19 protein-coding genes are annotated in these 20,523 nt (G+C 58.0%); 9 read left to right on the forward strand and 10 right to left on the reverse strand.

The window, feature by feature from the left end; genetic code table 11:
• Positions 1–29: 29 nt before the first annotated feature.
• The 4 genes from OXR04_RS04415 to OXR04_RS04430 all read right to left on the reverse strand — a co-directional run bounded on the left by OXR04_RS04415 (position 30) and on the right by OXR04_RS04430 (position 6,291).
• Complete coding sequence (locus OXR04_RS04415; protein ID WP_267369334.1) at positions 30–1,532, reverse strand: sugar ABC transporter ATP-binding protein; 1,503 nt, start codon at positions 1,530–1,532, stop codon at positions 30–32.
• A 16-nt stretch (positions 1,533–1,548) separates the two neighbouring features.
• The gene (locus OXR04_RS04420) at positions 1,549–2,589 is read right to left on the reverse strand and encodes a substrate-binding domain-containing protein (RefSeq protein ID WP_009090224.1); all 1,041 of its coding nucleotides are present in this window, start codon (positions 2,587–2,589) and stop codon (positions 1,549–1,551) included.
• Positions 2,590–2,656: 67 nt separating this feature from the next.
• Positions 2,657–3,637 (reverse strand): TIM barrel protein, encoded by a 981-nt coding sequence (locus OXR04_RS04425; protein WP_058958215.1) that lies wholly within the window; start codon positions 3,635–3,637, stop codon positions 2,657–2,659.
• A gap of 296 nt (positions 3,638–3,933) precedes the next feature.
• Positions 3,934–6,291 (reverse strand): membrane-bound PQQ-dependent dehydrogenase, glucose/quinate/shikimate family, encoded by a 2,358-nt coding sequence (locus OXR04_RS04430; RefSeq protein WP_267369335.1) that lies wholly within the window; start codon positions 6,289–6,291, stop codon positions 3,934–3,936.
• Positions 6,292–6,621: 330 nt separating this feature from the next.
• Between OXR04_RS04430 and OXR04_RS04435 the strand changes: the two genes are divergently transcribed.
• The 3 genes from OXR04_RS04435 (at position 6,622) to OXR04_RS04445 (ending at position 9,470) form a co-directional block, all read left to right on the forward strand.
• Positions 6,622–6,867, forward strand: a complete 246-nt coding sequence (locus OXR04_RS04435; protein WP_267369336.1) for a hypothetical protein — start codon at positions 6,622–6,624, stop codon at positions 6,865–6,867.
• Between the two features lie 92 nt (positions 6,868–6,959).
• A complete protein-coding gene (locus tag OXR04_RS04440) occupies positions 6,960–7,970 on the forward strand; it encodes a GT-D fold domain-containing glycosyltransferase (RefSeq protein WP_267369337.1) in 1,011 nt (336 codons plus the stop codon).
• Positions 7,971–8,147: 177 nt separating this feature from the next.
• Positions 8,148–9,470: an MFS transporter gene (locus OXR04_RS04445; RefSeq protein WP_009090229.1), complete on the forward strand. Its 1,323-nt coding sequence runs from the start codon at positions 8,148–8,150 to the stop codon at positions 9,468–9,470.
• A 74-nt stretch (positions 9,471–9,544) separates the two neighbouring features.
• Here the strand turns inward: OXR04_RS04445 and OXR04_RS04450 are convergent, their stop codons facing one another.
• Entirely contained in the window at positions 9,545–10,960 is a 1,416-nt protein-coding gene (locus tag OXR04_RS04450) for a cytosine permease (RefSeq protein WP_267369338.1), read from the reverse strand.
• Positions 10,961–11,129: 169 nt separating this feature from the next.
• Positions 11,130–11,585, reverse strand: coding sequence for a helix-turn-helix domain-containing protein (locus OXR04_RS04455; protein ID WP_267369339.1), 456 nt, complete (start codon positions 11,583–11,585; stop codon positions 11,130–11,132).
• Positions 11,586–11,791: 206 nt separating this feature from the next.
• Here OXR04_RS04455 and OXR04_RS04460 point away from each other — a divergent pair, with 206 nt between their 5' ends.
• Together OXR04_RS04460 and OXR04_RS04465 are read left to right on the forward strand one after the other, a co-directional pair.
• Positions 11,792–12,925, forward strand: a complete 1,134-nt coding sequence (locus OXR04_RS04460; protein ID WP_267369558.1) for an MFS transporter — start codon at positions 11,792–11,794, stop codon at positions 12,923–12,925.
• The gene (locus OXR04_RS04465) at positions 12,922–13,806 is read left to right on the forward strand and encodes an EamA family transporter (protein ID WP_267369341.1); all 885 of its coding nucleotides are present in this window, start codon (positions 12,922–12,924) and stop codon (positions 13,804–13,806) included. Before OXR04_RS04460 ends, OXR04_RS04465 begins: the two co-directional genes overlap by 4 nt.
• Here the strand turns inward: OXR04_RS04465 and OXR04_RS04470 are convergent, their stop codons facing one another.
• The 4 genes from OXR04_RS04470 to OXR04_RS04485 all read right to left on the reverse strand — a co-directional run bounded on the left by OXR04_RS04470 (position 13,807) and on the right by OXR04_RS04485 (position 18,069).
• A complete protein-coding gene (locus OXR04_RS04470) occupies positions 13,807–14,439 on the reverse strand; it encodes a DapH/DapD/GlmU-related protein (protein WP_058958222.1) in 633 nt (210 codons plus the stop codon).
• A 630-nt stretch (positions 14,440–15,069) separates the two neighbouring features.
• Entirely contained in the window at positions 15,070–16,371 is a 1,302-nt protein-coding gene (locus OXR04_RS04475) for a sorbosone dehydrogenase family protein (protein WP_046101813.1), read from the reverse strand.
• Positions 16,372–16,383: 12 nt separating this feature from the next.
• The gene (locus OXR04_RS04480) at positions 16,384–16,791 is read right to left on the reverse strand and encodes a DUF2231 domain-containing protein (RefSeq protein ID WP_009090233.1); all 408 of its coding nucleotides are present in this window, start codon (positions 16,789–16,791) and stop codon (positions 16,384–16,386) included.
• Positions 16,792–16,953: 162 nt separating this feature from the next.
• The gene (locus tag OXR04_RS04485) at positions 16,954–18,069 is read right to left on the reverse strand and encodes an ABC transporter substrate-binding protein (protein ID WP_267369342.1); all 1,116 of its coding nucleotides are present in this window, start codon (positions 18,067–18,069) and stop codon (positions 16,954–16,956) included.
• Positions 18,070–18,389: 320 nt separating this feature from the next.
• Between OXR04_RS04485 and OXR04_RS04490 the strand changes: the two genes are divergently transcribed.
• The 4 genes from OXR04_RS04490 (at position 18,390) to OXR04_RS04505 (ending at position 20,317) form a co-directional block, all read left to right on the forward strand.
• Entirely contained in the window at positions 18,390–18,629 is a 240-nt protein-coding gene (locus tag OXR04_RS04490) for a hypothetical protein (RefSeq protein WP_140925336.1), read from the forward strand.
• Between the two features lie 273 nt (positions 18,630–18,902).
• Positions 18,903–19,217 carry an antibiotic biosynthesis monooxygenase gene (locus OXR04_RS04495; protein ID WP_111208434.1) on the forward strand — a complete coding sequence of 105 codons (315 nt, stop codon included), beginning with the start codon at positions 18,903–18,905 and terminating at the stop codon, positions 19,215–19,217.
• Position 19,218: 1 nt separating this feature from the next.
• Entirely contained in the window at positions 19,219–19,629 is a 411-nt protein-coding gene (locus OXR04_RS04500) for an amino acid-binding protein (RefSeq protein WP_009090237.1), read from the forward strand.
• Positions 19,607–20,317 carry a winged helix-turn-helix domain-containing protein gene (locus OXR04_RS04505; RefSeq protein ID WP_009090238.1) on the forward strand — a complete coding sequence of 237 codons (711 nt, stop codon included), beginning with the start codon at positions 19,607–19,609 and terminating at the stop codon, positions 20,315–20,317. The genes OXR04_RS04500 and OXR04_RS04505 overlap by 23 nt, the downstream gene beginning before the upstream one ends.
• Positions 20,318–20,523 lie beyond the last annotated feature (206 nt).

The following is a 20,523-nucleotide window of genomic DNA, read 5'->3' on the forward strand; positions in this document are numbered from 1 at the left end:
TATCACCTTAGTGAATGTCAGGTAAGCGGTCAGGCAGGCTGGTCGCTCTCTTTAATGGCATAACGGGCAATGTTCTCTTCGGTGATGGCGCTGCCGGTAAGCTCTCGGGTGATCCGCCCTTCCCGCATCACCAGCACCCGGTCTGAGATGCGCATAATCTCGGTCATCTCTGATGAGACCACCACAATGGCTTTGCCCGACTGCGCCAGCTTTTCAATCAGATGATAGATCTCAGACTTGGCGCCAATGTCGATGCCACGCGTCGGCTCATCAAACAGAAACACATTGGCGTCCGCCGCCACCCAGCGGCCGATGATCACCTTTTGCTGATTACCGCCGCTCAGCGTGCCGATGGTTTTTTCGATATCGAGCGGGCGCAGCTTCAGATCGCCCATTACGCGCAGCGCTTCCCGATCGAGCCGGGCCTGGTTCATCAGCCCCGCCAACGTGAAACGGTGCATCGATGGCAGCGCCATATTCATCTTCACGGCCCGCTCTTTGATGATGCCCTCTTTTTTGCGATCTTCCGGCACCAGGCCAATGCCCGCCTTAATGGCGGCGCGCACGTTGTGGTTCTGCACCGGGTTGCCGTTGACGCTCACTGAGCCGCGCGTGCGCCGGTCAATACCGGCAATCAGCTTCAGCAGTTCAGTGCGACCCGCGCCGACCAGCCCGGCGATCCCCAGCACCTCGCCAGCCCGGACGCTGAAGTTCGCCCCAACCACCTCATTGCCGCGCGTCAGATCCTCGACCCGCAGCACTTCGCGATCGCTGACAAACGTCTGATGATGGAGTTTGTCGATCTTCCGTCCGACCATCTTCGCGACGATGCTCTCTTCATTCTCCTCACGGATATTGACCACGCCGACCTGCTTACCGTCACGCATAATGGTCGCGCGGTCGCAGACCCGGAAAATCTCATTCATCTTGTGCGACACGTAGATCAGCGAAACGCCCGTCGACTTCAGATCGCCAATCAGCTCGGCCAGACGGTCAAACTCCCGTGGCGTCAGGCTGGAGGTTGGCTCATCCATCGCGATGATTTTTGCGTCGTCCAGCAGCGCACGGGCAATCTCAACAATCTGCTGCTGCGACACTTTGAGATTCCGGATCGGCGTATCGGGATCGATAGTGGGATCCAGCGTCTTCAGAATCAGCGCAGCCCGCGCCAGCTGCGCTTTTTTATTCACCCATAAGCCTCCGGCGCAGGTTATCGGGCGACCCAGAAACATGTTCTGCGCGACGGAGAGCTCCGGAACGTGCTGCAACTCCTGATGGATCATCGCAATCCCGGCCTGCCGGGCGCTGAGTGGGCTGCGGATCTGAACCCGGTTGCCGTTGACGCTGATCTCTCCGCTGTCCGCACCGCGTACGCCGGAGAGGATGTTCAGCAGCGTCGACTTGCCCGCGCCATTTTCTCCGATCAGCGCATGCACCTCGCCGGGCCGCACCGTAAAATCGACATCCTGCAGCGCGGCGGCGTTACCGTAACTTTTACTGATGCCGCGCATCATTAAGCGAAACTGTTCCATACCCGCTCCCGCTGACTTATTGCTGAACCAGCAGCTGACGCAACCGCGCGTTATCTTTGGTTGAGAACGCGTCGACATTCTCTTTGGTAATCAGCGCCTGAGGCGTTGAAACCACACGCGACAGCTTCTGACCGTTGATCAGACGGATCATGACGTCCATTGCCACTTCACCGGTAAGAACCGGAAAGCTGTCTACCGTGCCGGTCAGTTCACCGCGTTTAATCGAGGCGTAAGCATCAGAAATGCCGTCGGTGCCAAAAATCGCCACCTGTGACGCTTTGTTCTGCGCACGCACCGCTTCCACCACGCCCAGCGCCATCGTATCGTTGTTGGCGTAGATGCCGATAAGATCAGGGTGCTGCTGCAGAATGGTCGACGCGGCATTAAAGGCCTGCTCGCGACTCCAGTTTGCCGGCACGCTGGCGACAATGGTGAACTTCCCGGCGCTGTCCAGCGTCTCTTTGAATCCACGGGTTCGCTGACCGGCGGCATACACCCCCGGCTGCCCTTCAATGACCGCCACTTTGCCGCCCTGCGGATGGTGCTGAATAAACCATTTTGCTACCCGCACGCCGTTATCTTTCTGGACGTTGCCGACGTAGTAGCGCGCATCCGGCATCACAGCGTCATTGACGTTGACCACCGGAATATTTTTACTGCTGGCACTCTCCAGCGCAGGCTGCAGGTTAATGTCGGTCTGCGGCGAGACCAGCAGGCCATTGAAGCCCTGCGAGATCAGGGTTTCCGCAATCGACAGCTGGCCAAGCTGATCGTCTTCATTAGCCGCCGCCTGATAAGCCACCGTGATGCCATATTTCTTTGCTGCGTTCTGGTAGCCCTGGCCGAGTGAGCGCCAGTATTCATTGGTCAGGGTTTTTGACACCCCGCCAATCTTCAGCGCCTTGTCGACTTTTGGCAGGGCACCATATTTGCTGTCGAGCTGCGTCCAGTCGGTACGATCCGGTTCCGTATCTGACTGCAACGGGGCCAGGTCTGCCGCATAGACGGTGCTGCAGAGCAGTGAGGAGGCGATAAGAGCAAGCAGGCGTTTTTTCATTTTTTTATTCTCAGGGTGTGGGTAACGTTTTTTGTTCTACAGACTCAGGTTACGCAGAAGCGGGCTGTTATCGCGCCAGCATGATGTCATTGACGATCTGCTGGGAGGCAACCGCATCCTGACGCTCGATGGCCGCCAGTAATGCCGCGTTGCCATGCAGCTGGTCACACAACCTCAGCAAGCGGGTGACGGTCGCGATATTGCTTTCCGCTTCCCGAATCGGGTCAAGGCCGCTGGCATCCGGGAACGTATCGAAGTAGTAGGCACCGCGGTAGCCGTCGCGCTGCATCTGCCAGAGAAACTCCAGCGTGGCGCGCGGATTGACTGAGCCGACCATCAGCCCGTCGTCGCGTTTGCCCCAGCCATCATTCAGGTCCAGCCCCAGCAGCCGCGAGCGGCGTGCCACCATCGCGGCGGCGAAGGCCGGGATCTCATTGGCAAACAGCACGTGAGCAAAATCCAGAGTAATCCCCAGATTGGCGCAGCCCGCCTCTTCCACCGCCAGCAGACAGGTGGTAGCGTTGGGAAAGATGCTGTAGGCGCGCGGCTCGTTGGGCTTATATTCAATGCTGACATCCACATCCGGGGCGTACTCCGCCACCTCACGCACCGCGCTGACGGCATCCTCCCAGATCTTCTTATAGTCCGCCTGAAAGCAGTAATCGAAACCGTCCTGCCCCATCCACAGCGTCATCAGCCGGGAACCAAACTCCCGACCGGCGTCGATACCGCGTTTGGTCAGCTCGATCGCTTCGCGACGCACTCTGGCGTCAGGATGAGTGAACGCGCCAATTTTGAACTGGGGCGCATCCCAGCGCATCTGCATCCCGTTGACCGCCAGACCCGCATCGCTGATCGCCTGGCGCAGCGTGGGAATGTCGCTGGTGAGATGCTGCGGATAGTTAAGGTCGAGATGCGTCAGACCTTTAACCTTACCTGCACGGGCCACCATCTGCAGTACCGAGGGCTTGCCCTGCTGGCCGGGCCAGTAGAGGTGCGCCCCCGAGGCGAAAGAGTTAAGACGGGTAGCAAATTTCAGTTCCGACATGAGCGTCAATCCTTCAGAGTGCGTATTGTGAAGTACTTTTCATATTCACGATTAGTTGTGAAGTTATGGTTTACTCTACGCTTCGCGGCTCAATGCGCAAGTCGGACAGGCCAGGCAAATCGCTAAACCGCGAGCGCTGTCACGAAATAGTTTCGATACGGTATCATCGGTCAGGCAGGTTTTGCTGGAAGAATAGAAAGGTAATACAACGGGTTGTAATGCAGAGAGAGAGGGCGAATCGGGCGGACAGAAAAGTAAAAAAAACTGAGCGCCCGTATGGCGCTCAGTCTCTGAGGTTACTTCAGGCGGAAAGCGACCACGCTGTCGCCCGCCGTGGTGCCGAGCGAGCCATGCCCCCCCGCCGCAATCACCACATACTGCCGGCCATCTTTACCCATAAAGGTTGATGGCGTGGCCTGCGCACCGGCACTCAGCTCCGTCTGCCACAGCAGTTCGCCGGTGGTACTGTCGTAAGCCCGGAAGAAGTTATCCGCCGTCGCACCGTGGAACACCAGATCACCCGCCGTCAGCAGCGGCCCACCGTGTGCCACCATGCCCATCGGGAATCCCAGCGGGAAGCGGCCGGGCAGGAAACTGGTCTTCAGGTTTTTGGTGGTGCCGACGCGGCGCAGCCACGCGGTTTTACCGGTAGTGAGATCCACCCCCACCATCCGTCCCCACGGCGGCGCAATGCAGGGAATGCCCAGCCCGGAAGCCATCTGCTGAATATGGATCGCGTAGTCACCGTGGAAGTTCTCATTCCAGTATGGCGTGCCATCTTTGGTGAAGGTCCGCTGCGTTTCCGTTTCCGGCGTGCGTTTAATCAGGTTGTATTTGTAGGCCAGACGCACCGGGGTCGCTATCAGCATCTGACGCTGCGGATCGACAGCGACAGAGCCCCAGTTAAAGACACCGATGTTGCCGGGGAAGATCAGCGATCCTTTCTCCGTTGGCGGCGTCCACGGATTGCCATCATAGCGCAGCTCACGGAACGTGATGCGGCAGGCCATCTGGTCAAACGGCGTAATGCCCCACATGGCGCTCTCCGTCAGCGGCTGCGGAATGAAGTTCAGGCCGGAAACCGGCTGGGTTGCCGCATACTGCTCGCCCGGGATACCGTCCGTGGAGACCTTCACCTGCTTAACCGGATAAACCGGCTCGCCGGTCAGACGGTTCAGCACAAACAGGTTGCCGGTTTTGGTCGGCAGGATCACCGCCGGTTGTGGCTTGCCCTGATAGCTGATGTCCACCAGCGAGGGCTGCGACGGATTATCGCGGTCCCAGAGGTCGTGATTTGAGCTCTGATAACGCCATCTGAAAGCACCGGTTTTCAGATCCAGCGCCACCAGCGCATCACGGAATTTCTCGGTATTGCTGGCCGGATCGCGAGCCGTGCCGACTTCATCCGGTGAAGCATTACCAAAGGGTACGTAGACCAGACCGTTCTTCAGGTCTGCACTCAGGGTTGCCCAGGCGACCGGGGTATCCTGCGGATAGATGACCGCGTCAGCAACAGGCGCGCTCTTTTCCGGGTTAGCCGGATCGAAGTTCCACACCAGACGCCCGGTGACCGCATCATAGGCACGGATGACACCTGACGGATTGCCGGTGTTGAACCCGTTATCCATCACCGAACCGCCCACGATCACCAGATTACCGGCCACCAGCGGTGCGGCCGTCTGCATCAGTGCGTGCGGACGCAGCTCGCCCATGTTAGCGCGCAGATCCACCTCACCGTTGTTGCCGAAGTCAGCGCAGGGTTTGCCGGTGTCGGCATCCAGCGCCCGCAGGCGGGCATCGGTGGTGGCGTTAAAAATTCGCTTGCGGCAGAGGGCCGGTGCCCTTTCCGTCGCCTGCTGCGCCTGCTGACCGGCATCGAAGTAGCTCACACCGCGACAGGTCTGATGCTGCTGCAGCCAGGAGCGGTTTTTATCCGGGACGGCTTTCCATTTCACCGCCCCGGTTTCCGGGTCAAGCGCATGCACTTCGTTGTGCGGCGTACAGAAGTAGAGCATGCCATTAGCTTTCAGCGGCGTCGCTTCAAAGGTGTACTCGGTGGCATCGCCCTCCTGACGCAGATCGCCGGTGTGATAGGTCCACGCCACTTCCAGATTTTTCACGTTATCTTTGGTGATCTGTTTCAGCGCCGAAAAACGCTGACCCTCTGCTGTCCCGCCATAGGCGCGCCACTCCTCATCCGCGCCACCGGCGACAGAACTGTTACGGGCTGTCGTGATGGTCCCCTGCTGCGGCAGCGGATCGTAGAAGCAGAGGCCGGCGACCAGCAGCAGCATCACAATAACCGAGCCGCCCAGGAAAGGATGAAAGCGGCGCTGTCCCTGAAACAGAGGACGTACTACCCAGGGCAGCGCCAGCCAGACGCCGAGCACTCCGAACAGATCCCCGCGCGGGATCCATTGCCATTTATCGAAGCCCACTTCCCGGATAATCCAGAACAGCGTGATCCACATCAGCAGCGCATAGAGCGTCAGCGCGCTGCGTTTTTTCATCCACAGCAGAACTGCGCTGAGCAGTACGCCTACACCCATCAGCGCATAAAATGCGCTGCCTCCTGCCAGCAGGAGTTGTCCTCCCATGTAAATCAGGGCAATAGCAAATATCACCATGATTATACTGGTTATTTTATTGATCATGATCCTTCCTCGGGTCATTAGCGGCGTCAGAAACGTTAAACGTGAAACATAATTTCAACGAGATTTTAACTTACACATGAAATATGTAAAAACGTGTACAGACGTAAATCATTAATGAATTTTATTTAACCGCACCCGATCCAGACCGGTATTGCCGCTTTTTCTGCTTCCGGAAGGGACAATAACGCGATATTCATCACAATAAATTAACCTCAGGCCGCAGGTTATCGCACCTTTTGTTCAAAAGTGGAGAAATATCAGACAAGCCGGGCTTCAGTAACGCTCACTTATGCGTCATCGCTGAATTAAAAGGAGTGTCAAATAATCATAATGCTTTTTAATCCCTGTTCAGGGTTTAATCTTATTGCTGAAACTGGCAACGCGACTGTTCCGCATCTTTTATTTTCCAGCGAGCCCCGACTGGCGCAGCGCGAAATTATTTTTCGCCCGTTTATTCGGGACAGACATTTATCACCGCCCTGTTTAACCGGCCGGAAAGCAATAATTAATACATTAATGCAGGAAGGCATTCCGGCGCTGAAAACGATTTCAGACTTTCCGCAGCCTGCCGCTTAATTTATCTGTGATATATATCAGCATTATCTTTCCAGTTTATCCGGCCAGCAGGCAGGATTTTTTTCATGCAGCAATAACTCAGGCAGGTAATTATGTCCGCATTGAATGCGATTTATCGCAAGCTTCGTTTTCCGTTTAAATTTATACACGCCGCGATTCGTTACCCTGCCGCCCAGGCGCGGGTAAAACGTTATTCTGTTATGTCGATTGAAGAGACGATTGACCTGTTATTGCGTAATCCTCAATTATCGCTGGCCCGTTATGGTGACGGTGAACTGGAGATGACCTGGTATAAAAACATCGGCTTTCAGCCCTTTGATCCGAACCTCTCTGCGCGGCTCAAGGCCCTGCTGCAGCAGGAGCCGCAGGCCAACCCGAACTGTCTGATCTGTCTGCCCGATGCCTTTCGCACCACCCGTAACATGCGCAGTGGATCGGCCCTGTTCTGGTTCTTCCATAAATCCTTTTATTTCAGGCATTATGACGCGCTGCTGAATAGTCAGTACCGCTATGGAAATACTTCCGTGACCCGCCCTTATCACGACTATAAAGGCAAACAGTTATCCCGGACGATATTTGATAAATTTAAACAGCTCTATAAGGGCCGCCGGGTATTAATTGTCGAAGGCAGCGGAACGCGTCTGGGATTAGGCAACGATTTACTGGATGGTGCCCTGGAGGTGAAACGTATTACCACGCTGAACCGTAATGCCTTTTCTGTTTACGATCGTCTTTTTGACACGGTATTAGCGCAGGCGGTCAGCTTTGATCTGGTCTTAATTTCATTAGGCCCGACCGCTACCGTGCTGGCTTATGATTTAAGTCAGCACGGCATTCGCTGTATTGATAGCGGACACGTTGATATTGAATATGAGTGGATGCTGGCCAGCGCCACACATAAAATGAAAGTCGAAGGCAAAAACGTGAATGAGGCGGGCGTACTGCTGGGTGAACAGACCACCGTGGAAGATGCAACCTATCAGCAGCAGATCCTGCAGCACGTTGGCGAAATGCCACCGGCAAAGCCGGGTTCTGATGCCGCGGTGGTCGCGGTCGTGGTTCCCCTGCCGCACGTCAGCACGACTCACCATAACGCGGCCTGAGGCTCCCCATCGGCAGGCAGTGGCTGCACTGCATTGATGCGCAGGCGAATAATTAGCGCGATCACTGCCTGATGTGGCGGGCGGGCTACCCGGCCCGCCGGGCTTTGCCGGACGATGCGCTTTTCCGGCATCAATTTTGCTTCAGCTCTCCTGAAACTATCAATCAGGAGAAGTGAGATGACACCCAGCCGTTACCGTTACACCATATTTTCACTGCTGTTCCTGATCGCGCTGATTAACTACATCGATCGCGGCGCCCTCTCCTTTGCAGCCAACGCCATTGCGGCGGAGTACCATTTCAGTAAGGTGCAGCTCGGCGCCGTGCTGGGCTACTTTGGCTTTGGTTATCTGTTTGGTTCGCTGTGCGGCGGGTTTCTGGCTGACCGCATCGGCACCAAAAAAGTCTGGTTGCTGGCGGGCGTACTCTGGTCTTTACTGGAGATCGCCACCGCCTGGGCGGGTGAGCTGGGTATGGCACTGTTTGGCGGCTCAGCCATTATGGGCTTTGCCGCCCTGCGCATTCTGTTCGGCTTTTCCGAAGGCCCGGCCTACGCGCTGATGAACAAGGCGATTGCCCACTGGGCACCCGACAACGAGCGTGGCTTTGCGCTGGGCATCGGCCTGCTCTCGACCCAGGTCGGCGCGCTGCTGACCGCCCCAATCGCCGTGGGCCTGCTGCTGCTGACCCATGACTGGCGCATGATGTTTATTCTGCTGGGGGTCTTTTCCCTGCTGGCGATGGCGCTGTTTGCCCGGACCTTCAGCGACAGCCCGGAAAAGAGCGCCGCCACCAATCCGGCCGAGCGCGCGCTGATCCACGCCGGGCAGCGCCGCAGCGCGGCCGACAGTGTGCCGCTGCCCTGGTGGCGCTTTTTCACCAGCCGGACGCTGGTCTGCAACGCGCTGGGCTATTTCTCCTTCCTCTACATCACCTTCACGCTGGTGACCTGGATGCCGAAATATCTGCAGGATAATTTCCACTACGATCTGCACTCGCTGTGGTACGTGGCGATGATCCCATGGAGCGGTGCCTGCCTGACGGTCCTGCTGGGCGGTCGCATCGCCGACGCGCTGCTGGCGCGGTTCCATAACCTGCGGCTGGCGCGCAACCTGTTCGCCGCCGTGACGCTCTGCGGCACCGCCTGCTGCTTTATGGCGATCCCCTATATGCAGTCGGCCGCCGGCATTATTGCGCTGATGACCCTGGGCAACGCACTCAATGCGCTGGTGAATAATGTCTACTGGTCGGTGGTGATCGATGTCAGCCCGAAAGCCTCGGTAGGCACCTTCAGCGGCATGACGCTGGCGATTGCCAATCTGGCGGCGATTATCTCACCGATGCTGTGCGGCTGGCTGGCGGAGTATTACGGCTATAACGCGATGTTCACCGTGACGGCGCTTATCGCCTTTGGCAGCATGCTGGCCATGACGCTGCTGCAGCCGGAAAAACCGCTGGTGGCTGACGCCGGGAGCGGCACTGCGGACGTTTCTGCTGCCTGACAGGTCAGCCGCTGGGGCGCACCCGCACCATCTCAGCATGACAGTCAAAAAAGCCCCCCTCAGGGCGGCTTTTTTTATCCCGCAGAGGGCGTGCCGCGGCGATCCCAGCGGCTGGCGACGAGCCATAGCAGTGCGGTGACACACCAGCCGATGATCCAGGAGACATCATTGCCGGCAAAAATCCACGTCAGTGAGCCATGGTGCAAAGGGTTGTCAATAAACGGCAACTGCACCGCCACGCCCAGAAAGTAGACCACGATGCCGGTGAGGTTCCAGCGACCATATCGTCCCTCGGGCCGGGAAAGTGCCGGGATATCGACGCGGCCTTTGGTAATGAGGTAGAAATCCGTCAGGCTGATGGCGCTCCAGGGCACAAAGAACGCCAGCAGAAAGAGCAGGAAGTGGGTAAAGGATTTCAGGAAGGCCGGTTCACTGAGCAGAGCGATGACGCAGGCCAGCGTGACCATCAGCACCACAAACAGGATGCGCCCGCCCTGGCTCAGCGTCGTTTGCTGCCGAAAGCCAGAGACAATGGTGGTCAGGGACATGAAACTGCCGTAGGCATTCAGCGTGGTAAAGGTGATCTTGCCAAAGCAGATCGCGAAATAGATCACCATCGCCATCGTGGCCGTGCTGCCCAGACTCACAATGTAGCCGACCTCATTGCCTGAAAACGCGCTGCCGGCAATCGCCGCCACGATCACCCCCAGCGTCATCGACGCCTGGGTGCCCAGCACGGTGCCAAAAAAGACGGCACTGAAGAGTCTCTTCGCGGAAACCTGCGCGGGCAGATAGCGGGAATAGTCGGAGACGTAGGGACAGAACGCGATTTGCCAGGAGGAAGAGAGCGAAACCGCCAGCAGAAAATTTGCCGGGGTAAAGTGCCGGTTCTGCCACACCGCCGATAAATCATGGGTTGTGAACAGGGTAATGAAGAGATAGGCAAAGGCTGCCACGCCAATCACGCTCGCCAGTTTTCCCAGCTGATGGATGACGCGATAACCCAGTACCGCAATGACCACAATCAGGACGCTGAACACCACCATGCCGGTGGCGTTACTGACGTGAATCAGTCTGGCCAGCGCCTGTCCCGCTAATACCGTCCCGCTGGCTGAAAAGCCCACATACATAATACAGACCAGCACCAGCGGGATCACGGCACCAAAGACGCCAAACTGCATACGGCTGGTAATCATCTGCGGTAAGCCCAGGCGCGGTCCCTGAATCGCATGCAGGGCCATGATCCCCGCCCCTAAGATCTGACCCACCAGTAAACCGGCCAGCGACCACACCACATCGCCACCCAGTACGACAGCCAGCGCACCCGTCACGATCGCCGTAATCTGCAGATTGCCGCCAAACCAGAGCGTGAACTGACTGAAGGGATGACCGTGACGCTCCTGCAAGGGAATGTAATCAATCGAGCGGGTTTCCGACAGGCGCGGTTTCTCTGCGCCTGGATAGTCTGATACAGAGGGTTTGACCGACATAGAGTCCTCGCTGGAACAGTGAGAGATGCGTTGATTAAAAAGGGATCAGTCAGTAAGACGGTTGAAGATACATGTCTATACATGTATTGATGGTGTCATGCGCACCGGAAAGTTACAAGGCAACCTGTCATTCGAAAATGTGATGATAACGACAGGTCCGCCAGGTCGATTATCCTTCCGCGATGACCCGCTGACGATGGCAGTCGGCAGGTTCCAGCTTCTGCCCCTGCGAGGAGTAAACCTCCAGACGCGGCAGCGGTTTCCCTTGCGCATTATCCAGCAGCACCGAGTGCGTTTCGCCCTTCTCAAACAGATAACGCTCCCCCCACTGGCGCATCGCCACCACGACCGGAAACAACGCGCGGCCGCGCTCGGTCAGGATATACTCCCGGTACGCGCTGCCATCAGAGGCTGGCACAATTTCAAATACCCCTATCTCCACCAGCTGCTTCAGCCGTGACGCCAGGATATTCTTTGCCAGCCCCAGGTTGCGCTGGAAGTCGCCAAATCTGCGCACATCATCAAAGGCCTCGCGCACGATCATCATGCACCAGCGTTCCCCTATCGACTCCAGCGTTCTGGCGACCGGACACTCACTGGTCCTCAGGGCGTCCTGTTTAGCCATTCTCATCTCTCACTCTGTTCATTCCATCATGCCAGCTTAGTCATCCGGAAAAGAAGTTGCAAAAAAAAACCACTACTGATAATTATGCTGCCACACTGGTTTCAAATAAAAACCACAAGGGCAAGGATATGACTTTTTCGACTGACAGGGTTTCTGCAACGGTGACAGATTTGCCTGCCGCTGCGACGCCGCCGCTCCCGCAACGGATGATCTTTTTGTTCTCCCTCACCTCGGCTCTGGCCGTCGCCAATGTCTATTCCGCTCAGCCGCTGCTGGAATCGATAGCCGACAGCCTGCAGGTTTCCCCCGGCACGACGGGTGCGGTGGTAACGGCCACCCAGGCGGGCTACGCCCTCGGGCTGATTTTTCTGGTGCCGCTGGGCGACTGCGTGAGCCGCAAAAAAATGGTGCTCACCCAGCTGCTGCTTTCCGTGCTGGCGTTAACCGGCGCGGCCTGTGCACCCGACCTGATGACGCTGCTCTGGGCGATGCTGCTGGTAGGATTAATGGCGGTGGTTACGCAGGTCATGGTGGCGTGGGCCGCCCTGCTCGCCTCGCCAGCGCAGCGCGGACAGGTGGTGGGCAGTGTCACCAGCGGTATTGTGATCGGCATCCTGCTCGCGCGACTGGTTGCCGGGATGATTGCCGACCTGGCGGGCTGGCGGGCGGTTTATCTGACGGCGGCCGGGCTGCTCCTGCTGCTCAGCTTTGTGCTGGCAAAAGCGTTGCCGGCCACACCCCGCCCGCCGCAGCACACATCCTCTGCTCAGCGGTTTCTGTCGGTTTTCCGGCTGCTCTTCACGGAACCGCTGTTACGCAGGCGCGGTCTGCTGGCGCTGCTGATTTTTGCCGCCTTCAGTATGCTCTGGTCTTCGATGGTGCTGCCGCTGACGGAGCTTTCCCCCTCTCATACCGCCACCGGCATGTTCGGACTGGCGGGTCTGGCCGGTGCGCTGGCGGCGTCCCGAGCGGGCGCATGGGCTGACCGGGGATGGGGGCCGCCTGCGACCGGCTTCGCCCTGGCGCTGCTGACACTCTCCTGGCTGCCGATAGCCGCGCTTCAGAGCTCCCTGCTGTTCCTGATTGCTGGCGTGATCCTGCTCGACTTCGCCGTACAGACGGTGCATGTGATAAACCAGAGCCTGATCGTCGCGGCCCGGCCCGAAGCCGCAAGTCGTCTGGTCGGTGCCTATATGTGCTTTTACTCGCTGGGCAGTGCGCTGGGGGCGATTGCCGCCACGCAGCTTTACGCCCACTGGGGATGGCAGGCCGTCTGCTATGCGGGGGGTGCAGTCAGCGCCTCTGCCTTTCTCTGCTGGTATGGAGCACGTCACGCATGAAACTCCCGCATCTGCTGCTCGCCGTGCTGATCACCGCCATCTGGGGCATTAACTTTTCCGTCATCAAACTGGGGCTGCACGCGATCGATCCCTTTATCCTGGCTGGCATCCGCTTTACGCTCTGCGCCCTGCCTGCCCTGTTCTTTATCCGGAGACCGGATGTGCCGTGGCGCTATCTCATCAGCTATGGCCTGATTTTCGGGATCGGCCTGTGGGGCGTGGTCAATCTGGGGATTAAGACCGGGCTGTCAGCGGGCATCGCCTCGCTGCTGTTGCAGTTCAGCGCCTTTTTCACGCTGCTGCTCGGCGGCTGGGTATTCCGCGAGCGGCTCAGTCGCTATCAGATTGCCGGTTGTCTGCTGGCCTGTGCAGGGTTACTCAGCATCTTTTTCATCACCGACGGGTCAGTGACTTTTTCCGGTATGCTGCTGGTGCTGGCGGGTGCGCTGGCCTGGAGTGTTGCCAACATCATTAATAAGAGAGCGGGGACAAAACAGGTCTTCGCCTTTCTGGTCTGGTCGAGCGCCTTCGCGCCCGTACCGCTGTTTCTGCTCGACGGCCTGGTTAACGGCACCCGCGGCTATCAGGTACTGTTCAGCCATCTGGACACGCGGGCGCTGCTGTCGATTCTTTTCCAGGTCTATCCCAATACCCTGTTCGGCTACTGGGTGTGGAACTGGCTGCTCAAGCACTACCCGGTCTCTACCGTTGCGCCGCTCTCCCTGCTGGTGCCGGTGTTCGGTATTCTGGGTTCCGTGGCAATATTTGGTGAGACGGTCTCTGCGCAGAAGATTGTCGCGCTGCTGCTGATTGTCGCCGGGCTGGCAGTCGGGCTTTATGGCGCGCGTGTCGCGCGCCTGATCGGCGTGCGAAGCGGCTGACTACTCTCCGTGCCGCTGGCAGAACGCGTCGATATCGCCGTGCTGAAAGTCAGGCAGGTTCGCCAGCAGTTTCTCCAGCGGCCAGTTCCACCAGGCTATGCGCTGCAGGCGGGCGGCAATCGCAGGGGTAAAGCGCATCCGCAACGGACGCGCCGGCACGCCCCCCACCACGCTGTAGGGGGCGACATCTCTGGTCACCACCGCGCCCGCCGCCAGCACCGCACCGTCACCGACGGTCACGCCGGGCAGCACAATCACCCCATGCCCGATCCAGACATCATTGCCTATCACCACCCGGTCGGCCCGGCGGGCGGCAAAGAAGCCCTGATCGCGGCGGGCGCTGGCGTGATAATACTCCGGGCAGTAGGTAAAGCGGTGCTGTGAGGCGCGATCCATCGGATGATTCGGCGCGCCGATGCGCACCTGATTCGCGATAGCGCAGAAGCGGCCCACGCGGGTATCCGCCAGGCAGCAGTGTTCGCCAACATAGGAGAAGTCACCCAGCTCGCTGTATTCCAGCAGGCTATGCGCCAGAATTTCACACTGCTGTCCCACGGTGGTTTCCCGCATCCGCACACTGTCGTCGATCCAGGTGTGCGCAAGCCGGGCAGGCATAACGGCGGCAAGAGACATAATCGTTCCGGTCAGGTAAGCCACGCCCCGCTGGCGTGCTTTTGTCGCCCCACCTTACCCGCTGTGCATGACAGAGAATTGACAAAGAAAAAAGGCGGAGTGGTTAGCTCCGCCTTGTTTCAAGTTCCGGTTAACCTGCGTGACCGGTCAGTTGCATAAGGGCAACGATGATCTGCAAGATGACCCGGATGAGATCCAGAATCAGCTTAGTCAGTTCCATCACTTTCCTTCTCCTTTTACAGGAGCGCGCTGTTCGGCAACCAGGGCTTTGACTCTACCCGCCGGGCGCCTAAGCACATCTTTGTGGAGAGGGCTGAGCGGCACTCAAGGTTAAAGCCACAGGCCAGCACCACCTGATACCTGCCGGGATTTTAAAACCGTGCCCCTGGGAGCGGCCAGTCGACAATGAGGCGAGGCTCAACACTCAACACATGTATAAACATACAGTATTTTGGCGAAACTTGAAATCCTTAGCCGCACATTTTACAATCTGTTCTGTGGAGAGTGCTGAGCACCCCGTTCGCAGCGCGGTTACCAGCCGGGTAGCGAACAAAAAAATAAAGGATTTGGCGCGATGCCAAATCCTTTTTTTATGCCTGCTTTCCGGCAGGGAAAACGGACCCGTCCGGGTTACCTGGCGGCGCTGACCCGCCAGATGGTGTTCCCTGCGTCATCCGCAATCAGCACACCCCCCTCTCTGTCGCTGGCGAGACCCACCGGCAATCCCCGCACCTGCTTTTGATCATCCGTCAGGAAGCCCGAGACCACCGTCTGCGGCTGCCCCACCGGTTTGCCGTTCTCAAATTTCACCCACACCACTTTGTAGCCATTCAGCGGTGTCCGGTTCCAGCTGCCGTGTTCACTGATAAAGGCACCGCCACGATACTGCGGCATGTTATCTGCGCCATAGAAGAGCAGACCCAGCGGAGCGACATGTGAGCTCAGGGCGTAATCGGGTTTGATCGCCTTCGCCACCAGATCGGGACGCTGCGGTTCGGCGCGGGTATCAACATGCTGACCAAAGTAGCTGTAGGGCCAGCCGTAGAACCCTTTATCCTGCACCGAGGTCATGTAGTCGGGCACCAGGTCCGAGCCGATTTCATCACGCTCATTGACGATAGCCCAGAGTTTGCCGCTCTGAGGTTCCCACTGTAAGCCGGTTGGATTGCGCAGCCCGCTGGCAAAGATGCGGCTGGCGCCGGTGGCGGCATCCACTTCCAGCACCGCGGCACGGCGATACTCTGCGCCAATGCCATTCTCGGTGACGTTACTGTTGGAACCGACCCCGACATAGAGCTTGCTGCCATCGGGGCTGGCCAGCAGCGCCTTGGTCCAGTGGTGGTTAATCGGGCCGCCCGGCAGTTCAGTCACCTCTTCCGGCGCGGTGCGAATCTCGGTTTCCCCTTCGCGATACGGGAACTTCACCAGGCTGTCCGCATTAGCGACATAGAGCGTGTTGCCAATCAGCTGCATGCCAAACGGGGAATGCAGATTCTCAATAAAACGGTGCTGCTCCCATTTGCCGTTCACCTTGCGCAGCAGCGTAATCCGGTTGCCGCCTGCACCGCCCTTACCTGAGGCTTTCTGTACGATGCCCATGATAAGCTGCTTCGGCCGGGTCGTCGGTTTGGCCGGGCCGTTTGATTCCGCCACCAGCACGTCGTCGTTCGGCAGGACATAGACCTGACGCGGATGCTGCAGATTGTCAGCGATCTTTTCAATCTTCAGCCCGTCAGCCACTTTGGGCATCTCACCCGCCTTCCAGGGCGTGCCTTCCGGGACCTGCATCGGCGGCATAAAGAAACTCTTCGCCTTTGGCAGTTCAGGATTCGGACCGGTCTGCTTCTGGGGGTCGATTTGTGCACCATCATCACAGCCTGCCAGCAGGGCTGCCAGGGTCAGCGCGAGCAGCGTTTTATGCGGTATCTTCATGGTGGCTCCTCCTTAAGCGCTACGCTGACGTAACGCAAGTTGCACATTCGCCAGCAGCAGCAGCGCCACCACCAGCGTCGAAAGCGTCACGCCCAGCGGGATCACCGCGGCGGCATCACGGCTGTGAATAAACGCATTAACGACAGCGATCACAACCGCCACCAGCCAGAGCCAGAAATGGCTCTTCTCCGCACTGTCACTGCCGCGAAACAGATAAACCAGCGCGATGAGTCGCGGCACAATGGCCAGAATCAGTCCCAGCGCAATCAGCCAGCCTGCGGCGTCAGTCCAGAACTGTACAAAGGTCTGACTGTAGAAAATGTCGAACAGCCAGGCCGCAACAAAAAAGCCCAGCGGCACCGGCTCCAGCAGAGCGTACAGCGTCACGGCAAAGGCCGATCTTCCCGAGGTATTGCGCATGTTTCTCTCCATTTTTAGCGTGAATGCGGACGACGACACGTCATGCTGCTCAGAGCAAACGAGGCCGCGCCTGTAAAAGATTAGTAAATCTGAAGGGAAAGAGCGGGTTTATTCGGCGGGAAGTGTAATGCTGGCGATGACATCCCTGTCATCGCCGGTCAGTCAGGGTTTATCTGCGGGCAGCGTCTCCCAGTAGCCTGGCTGGTAAGGCAGCGGCAGGAACTTCTGATGAAATTCGCGGAACGTTGCGTCGGGATCGAGATCGGCAAACAGATCGGGATGCAGCCACTTCGCCAGCGCCTGGATAGCCACAAACTGATAAGGACTGTCGTAGAACTGATGCCAGATCGCGTGGACGTTGCCATTGTGCGCCACCGGCAGGGTTTTAAACGCATCGCGCATCATCAGCGCCTTCAGACGCGCCGTCGCCTCGGTCACATTGGCGCCCGGACCGACGCCGACCCATTTGCCCACGGTATTGTAGTTCTTCCAGTTGGCCCCGGTGACCACCACCACATCGGGCTGACTGGCGATGATCTGCTCCGGGTTCACGGTGCCGAAGGTGCCAGGGATAAGATCTCTGGCAATATTACGTCCGCCCGCTATCTCCACCATCTGACCGAAGTTCTCATTACCAAACGACATGCAGCACTCATCGCTGTAGCCACCGGCGCGGTCGATCATCACTTTCGGGCGATAGCCGGTAAAGTTCTTCAGCCGCGAGGTGACCCGCTCAATCTGCTGCTGACGGAACTGGATGATCTCCTGCGCCCGCGCCGGTTTGTTCACCAGTTCGCCCATGATGCGGATACTTTTCTCCGCGTTCACCATCGGCGCTTCACGGAAATCGATAAACACCACCGGCACACCGACCGCCTGCAGTTTTTCTGTCAGCTTGCCTTCATCCGTGGCCGCTTTCGATTCCAGATTCATCAGCACCAGATCGGGCTTCAGGGTTAACGCCTGCTCAATGTTAAAGGTGCCATCTTTCGCCCCGCCGAAGGTCGGCAGTTTCCTGATTTGCGGATAGCGTTTCTCATAAGCCTGATAGCCATCCCAGTCGGCCTTGTGGAGATCGTCCCGCCAGCCGATGACCCGCTTAAAGGGCGCGTCGGTGTCAAAGGCTGCCAGCAGATAGATCTGACGCCCCTCACCCAGAATGATGCGCTTTGCCTCCTGCGGCACCTCAACCTGACGGCCTGCGACATCAGTAATCATTTTGGCCGACGCCATTCCTGACAGCGTGAGCATCCCCAGTGCGAAAAACCATTTTTTCATTGTAAAAACCCACACAGATGATAATGAGAATTATTAATGTAAAGCGGCGTTACTATCACTCAAATCAGCGATCAGGGGAAGAGCGTGAATGAAAAGTTTTTTGCCGTCGTGTGGAGTGGATTTACGTCTGAACGGAGAAAAAAATTTCTGAAAAGGGTTGTCGGATAACTGAATGATTAGCCGGGATTTCCTCTGCATCCCGCGCTGCGCTTAGGCCCAGGTTAAAAATCAATCCATCCCATTTCTGTACAAAATAAGGATCGCTGTATAAGTTTAATAGCAACACCAGTGCATTTTTTAACCCGAAACAGGACAATAATATGCCGATGCAAAACACCCTGACCCTGCCGGTCAATCCCACTCTCCCGGCCAAAACCGGGTTCAGCTCCTCTTTTGCCGCCTCTGAACAGGACAAACTTAATTTCCTGATCGAAGAGTTACTGGAAGCGGGCAAGGAGAAAAGCTGCATGGAGCTGCTGCGCTATCTGGCCTCCGCAGACAGTGCCGAAGAAGAAGCGTGCTGCCGTGAACTGCTGACCATGCTGATGGCGCGGAAATGATGTCTGCTCGTTTTTGTTCCCGCTCCGCGCTCCTCTCTCTGCTTCTCGCCTGACTCCTCTCCGGGTTCAGGCGCAGTTCGCTCTGCCTCCTCCCCGCCCGTAAACCTCGATCTCATTCAGCCAGACCCTTGTCTGCAATATCCGGATATGCCGGATGCGTGCGTCTGTCACATCTATCCGCGACCAGAGCAGCCGCGCTTATTTCGTTTCCGGCCGAAGCATTAACGTCTCCCGCCCGCTATTTTCCGGCTATCAACCCCAAGGAGAAGCGCAATGATTGCCGTACTATTTGAAGCTGAAGCCCTGCCGGAACACCAGATGCGTTACAGGCAGCTGGCGGCGGACCTTAAACCGCTGCTGATGGAAAACGAGGGATTTATCTCTCTGGAGCGTTTTCAGAGCCTGACCGATGAGAAAAAAATCCTTTCACTCTCCTGGTGGCGCGATGAAGAGTCGATCAGGGCCTGGAAGCGCAATCTGTGCCATCAGGCTGCCCAGCGCGAAGGCCGTGAGACGCTTTTTGCCGCTTATCATCTGCGCATCGTCACCCTCGTCAGAGAATATGCGTTTAACCCGGGAGAAATGTAATATGTTCGACATTCATGTGATCCTGCAGAATAGCCCGGGCACGCTCTCCCGGCTTACCACGCTGCTGGGCGATCAGGGGATTGGACTGGAAGGCGGTGGCATGTTCTCGTCCGGCACACTGAGCCACGCCCATTTTCTGGTGGCAGAGGGTGAACGGGCCCGAAGGGTGCTGGAAGCGGAAGGGATCGCGGTTGAAGCCGTTCATGTTCCACTTATCCGCCGGCTCCCTCAGCAGCGTCCCGGCGAACTGGGTGCCATTACCACCCGCCTGGCCGCAGCCGGGATAAATATCCTGGTGCAGTACAGTGACCACGCTAACCGGCTGATCCTGATCACCGACAACAATCTCTCAGCCGCCGGGCTGACTACAGAATGGGCCGTATCCTCCGATGGCAACACCGCAACCCCATAATGCCCCCGACGACAGTGACGCGCTGGAAAACGCCATTGCCGGTGTCGCCGCCGCGATGGCCGATCCCTCGCGGGTCAGGATGCTGTCAGCGCTGATGGATGGACGCGCATGGACGGCCACGGAGCTCAGTGCCGTCACGGATGTCGCGCCCTCCACCGCCAGCGCACATCTGACCCGTCTGATGAATAGCGGGCTGATCGTGTGCCTGGCGCAGGGCCGTCACCGTTATTACCGGCTGAATGGCAGTGATATCGCCACGCTGATTGAGAACATGATGGGCGTGTCGTGGCAACGGATTGCCGCCCCTGAGAGCACAGCGCCACGCGCGCTTCGCACCGCCCGCACCTGTTATGACCATCTGGCAGGTGAGATTGCGGTGCAGATCTATGCCTCACTGGTGCATCAGGGCTGGATCACGCCCGAAGGCAGCGCGGTCACGCTTCACGGCAGACAGCAGTTTCTGGCATTGCAGATTGACCTGTCACAACCCGGACGGCGCAAAGCGTGCTGTGGCTGCCTGGACTGGAGTGAGCGGCAGTTTCATCTCGGGGGCTACGCGGGCGCCGCGCTGCTGACCGGCTTTGAACAGCAGGGCTGGCTGACCCGGCAGGCAGGCTATCGGGAAGTGGCTTTCACCGTGGCGGGGCTCCGCCATCTGCAACAGGTTTTCGGTGTCACCCCGCGTTAACGCATAACATGACCTGACCGTTTTTTCCTGCCGCCAGACCCCTTCTGGCGGCACGACAACCGGCGCATACCCCCGCCAGCATCTGTAACACGCCTATGAATCCTGTCACATTTCCGCAAACTCACGCCAGCACCGGTAACAGAAGCAGTCAAAACGCGCGGCTGTCCAACCTTCTGAATCGTAAGCCTTTAAATTGATAACGCCGG

The organism is Pantoea sp. GM_Pan_3 (assembly GCF_026541045.1).
GTDB classification, from domain to species: Bacteria; Pseudomonadota; Gammaproteobacteria; order Enterobacterales; family Enterobacteriaceae; genus Pantoea; species Pantoea anthophila.

Excerpts from the sequence above, each read along its gene's own strand:
- OXR04_RS04415 (WP_267369334.1), bottom strand. The coding sequence starts at position 1,532 with ATGGAACAGTTTCGCTTAATGATGCGCGGCATCAGTAAAAGTTACGGT.
- OXR04_RS04420 (WP_009090224.1), bottom strand. The coding sequence starts at position 2,589 with ATGAAAAAACGCCTGCTTGCTCTTATCGCCTCCTCACTGCTCTGCAGC.
- OXR04_RS04425 (WP_058958215.1), bottom strand. The coding sequence starts at position 3,637 with ATGTCGGAACTGAAATTTGCTACCCGTCTTAACTCTTTCGCCTCGGGG.
- OXR04_RS04430 (WP_267369335.1), bottom strand. The coding sequence starts at position 6,291 with ATGATCAATAAAATAACCAGTATAATCATGGTGATATTTGCTATTGCC.
- OXR04_RS04435 (WP_267369336.1), top strand. The coding sequence starts at position 6,622 with ATGCTTTTTAATCCCTGTTCAGGGTTTAATCTTATTGCTGAAACTGGC.
- OXR04_RS04440 (WP_267369337.1), top strand. The coding sequence starts at position 6,960 with ATGTCCGCATTGAATGCGATTTATCGCAAGCTTCGTTTTCCGTTTAAA.
- OXR04_RS04445 (WP_009090229.1), top strand. The coding sequence starts at position 8,148 with ATGACACCCAGCCGTTACCGTTACACCATATTTTCACTGCTGTTCCTG.
- OXR04_RS04450 (WP_267369338.1), bottom strand. The coding sequence starts at position 10,960 with ATGTCGGTCAAACCCTCTGTATCAGACTATCCAGGCGCAGAGAAACCG.
- OXR04_RS04455 (WP_267369339.1), bottom strand. The coding sequence starts at position 11,585 with ATGGCTAAACAGGACGCCCTGAGGACCAGTGAGTGTCCGGTCGCCAGA.
- OXR04_RS04460 (WP_267369558.1), top strand. The coding sequence starts at position 11,792 with ATGATCTTTTTGTTCTCCCTCACCTCGGCTCTGGCCGTCGCCAATGTC.
- OXR04_RS04465 (WP_267369341.1), top strand. The coding sequence starts at position 12,922 with ATGAAACTCCCGCATCTGCTGCTCGCCGTGCTGATCACCGCCATCTGG.
- OXR04_RS04470 (WP_058958222.1), bottom strand. The coding sequence starts at position 14,439 with ATGTCTCTTGCCGCCGTTATGCCTGCCCGGCTTGCGCACACCTGGATC.
- OXR04_RS04475 (WP_046101813.1), bottom strand. The coding sequence starts at position 16,371 with ATGAAGATACCGCATAAAACGCTGCTCGCGCTGACCCTGGCAGCCCTG.
- OXR04_RS04480 (WP_009090233.1), bottom strand. The coding sequence starts at position 16,791 with ATGCGCAATACCTCGGGAAGATCGGCCTTTGCCGTGACGCTGTACGCT.
- OXR04_RS04485 (WP_267369342.1), bottom strand. The coding sequence starts at position 18,069 with ATGAAAAAATGGTTTTTCGCACTGGGGATGCTCACGCTGTCAGGAATG.
- OXR04_RS04490 (WP_140925336.1), top strand. The coding sequence starts at position 18,390 with ATGCCGATGCAAAACACCCTGACCCTGCCGGTCAATCCCACTCTCCCG.
- OXR04_RS04495 (WP_111208434.1), top strand. The coding sequence starts at position 18,903 with ATGATTGCCGTACTATTTGAAGCTGAAGCCCTGCCGGAACACCAGATG.
- OXR04_RS04500 (WP_009090237.1), top strand. The coding sequence starts at position 19,219 with ATGTTCGACATTCATGTGATCCTGCAGAATAGCCCGGGCACGCTCTCC.
- OXR04_RS04505 (WP_009090238.1), top strand. The coding sequence starts at position 19,607 with ATGGCAACACCGCAACCCCATAATGCCCCCGACGACAGTGACGCGCTG.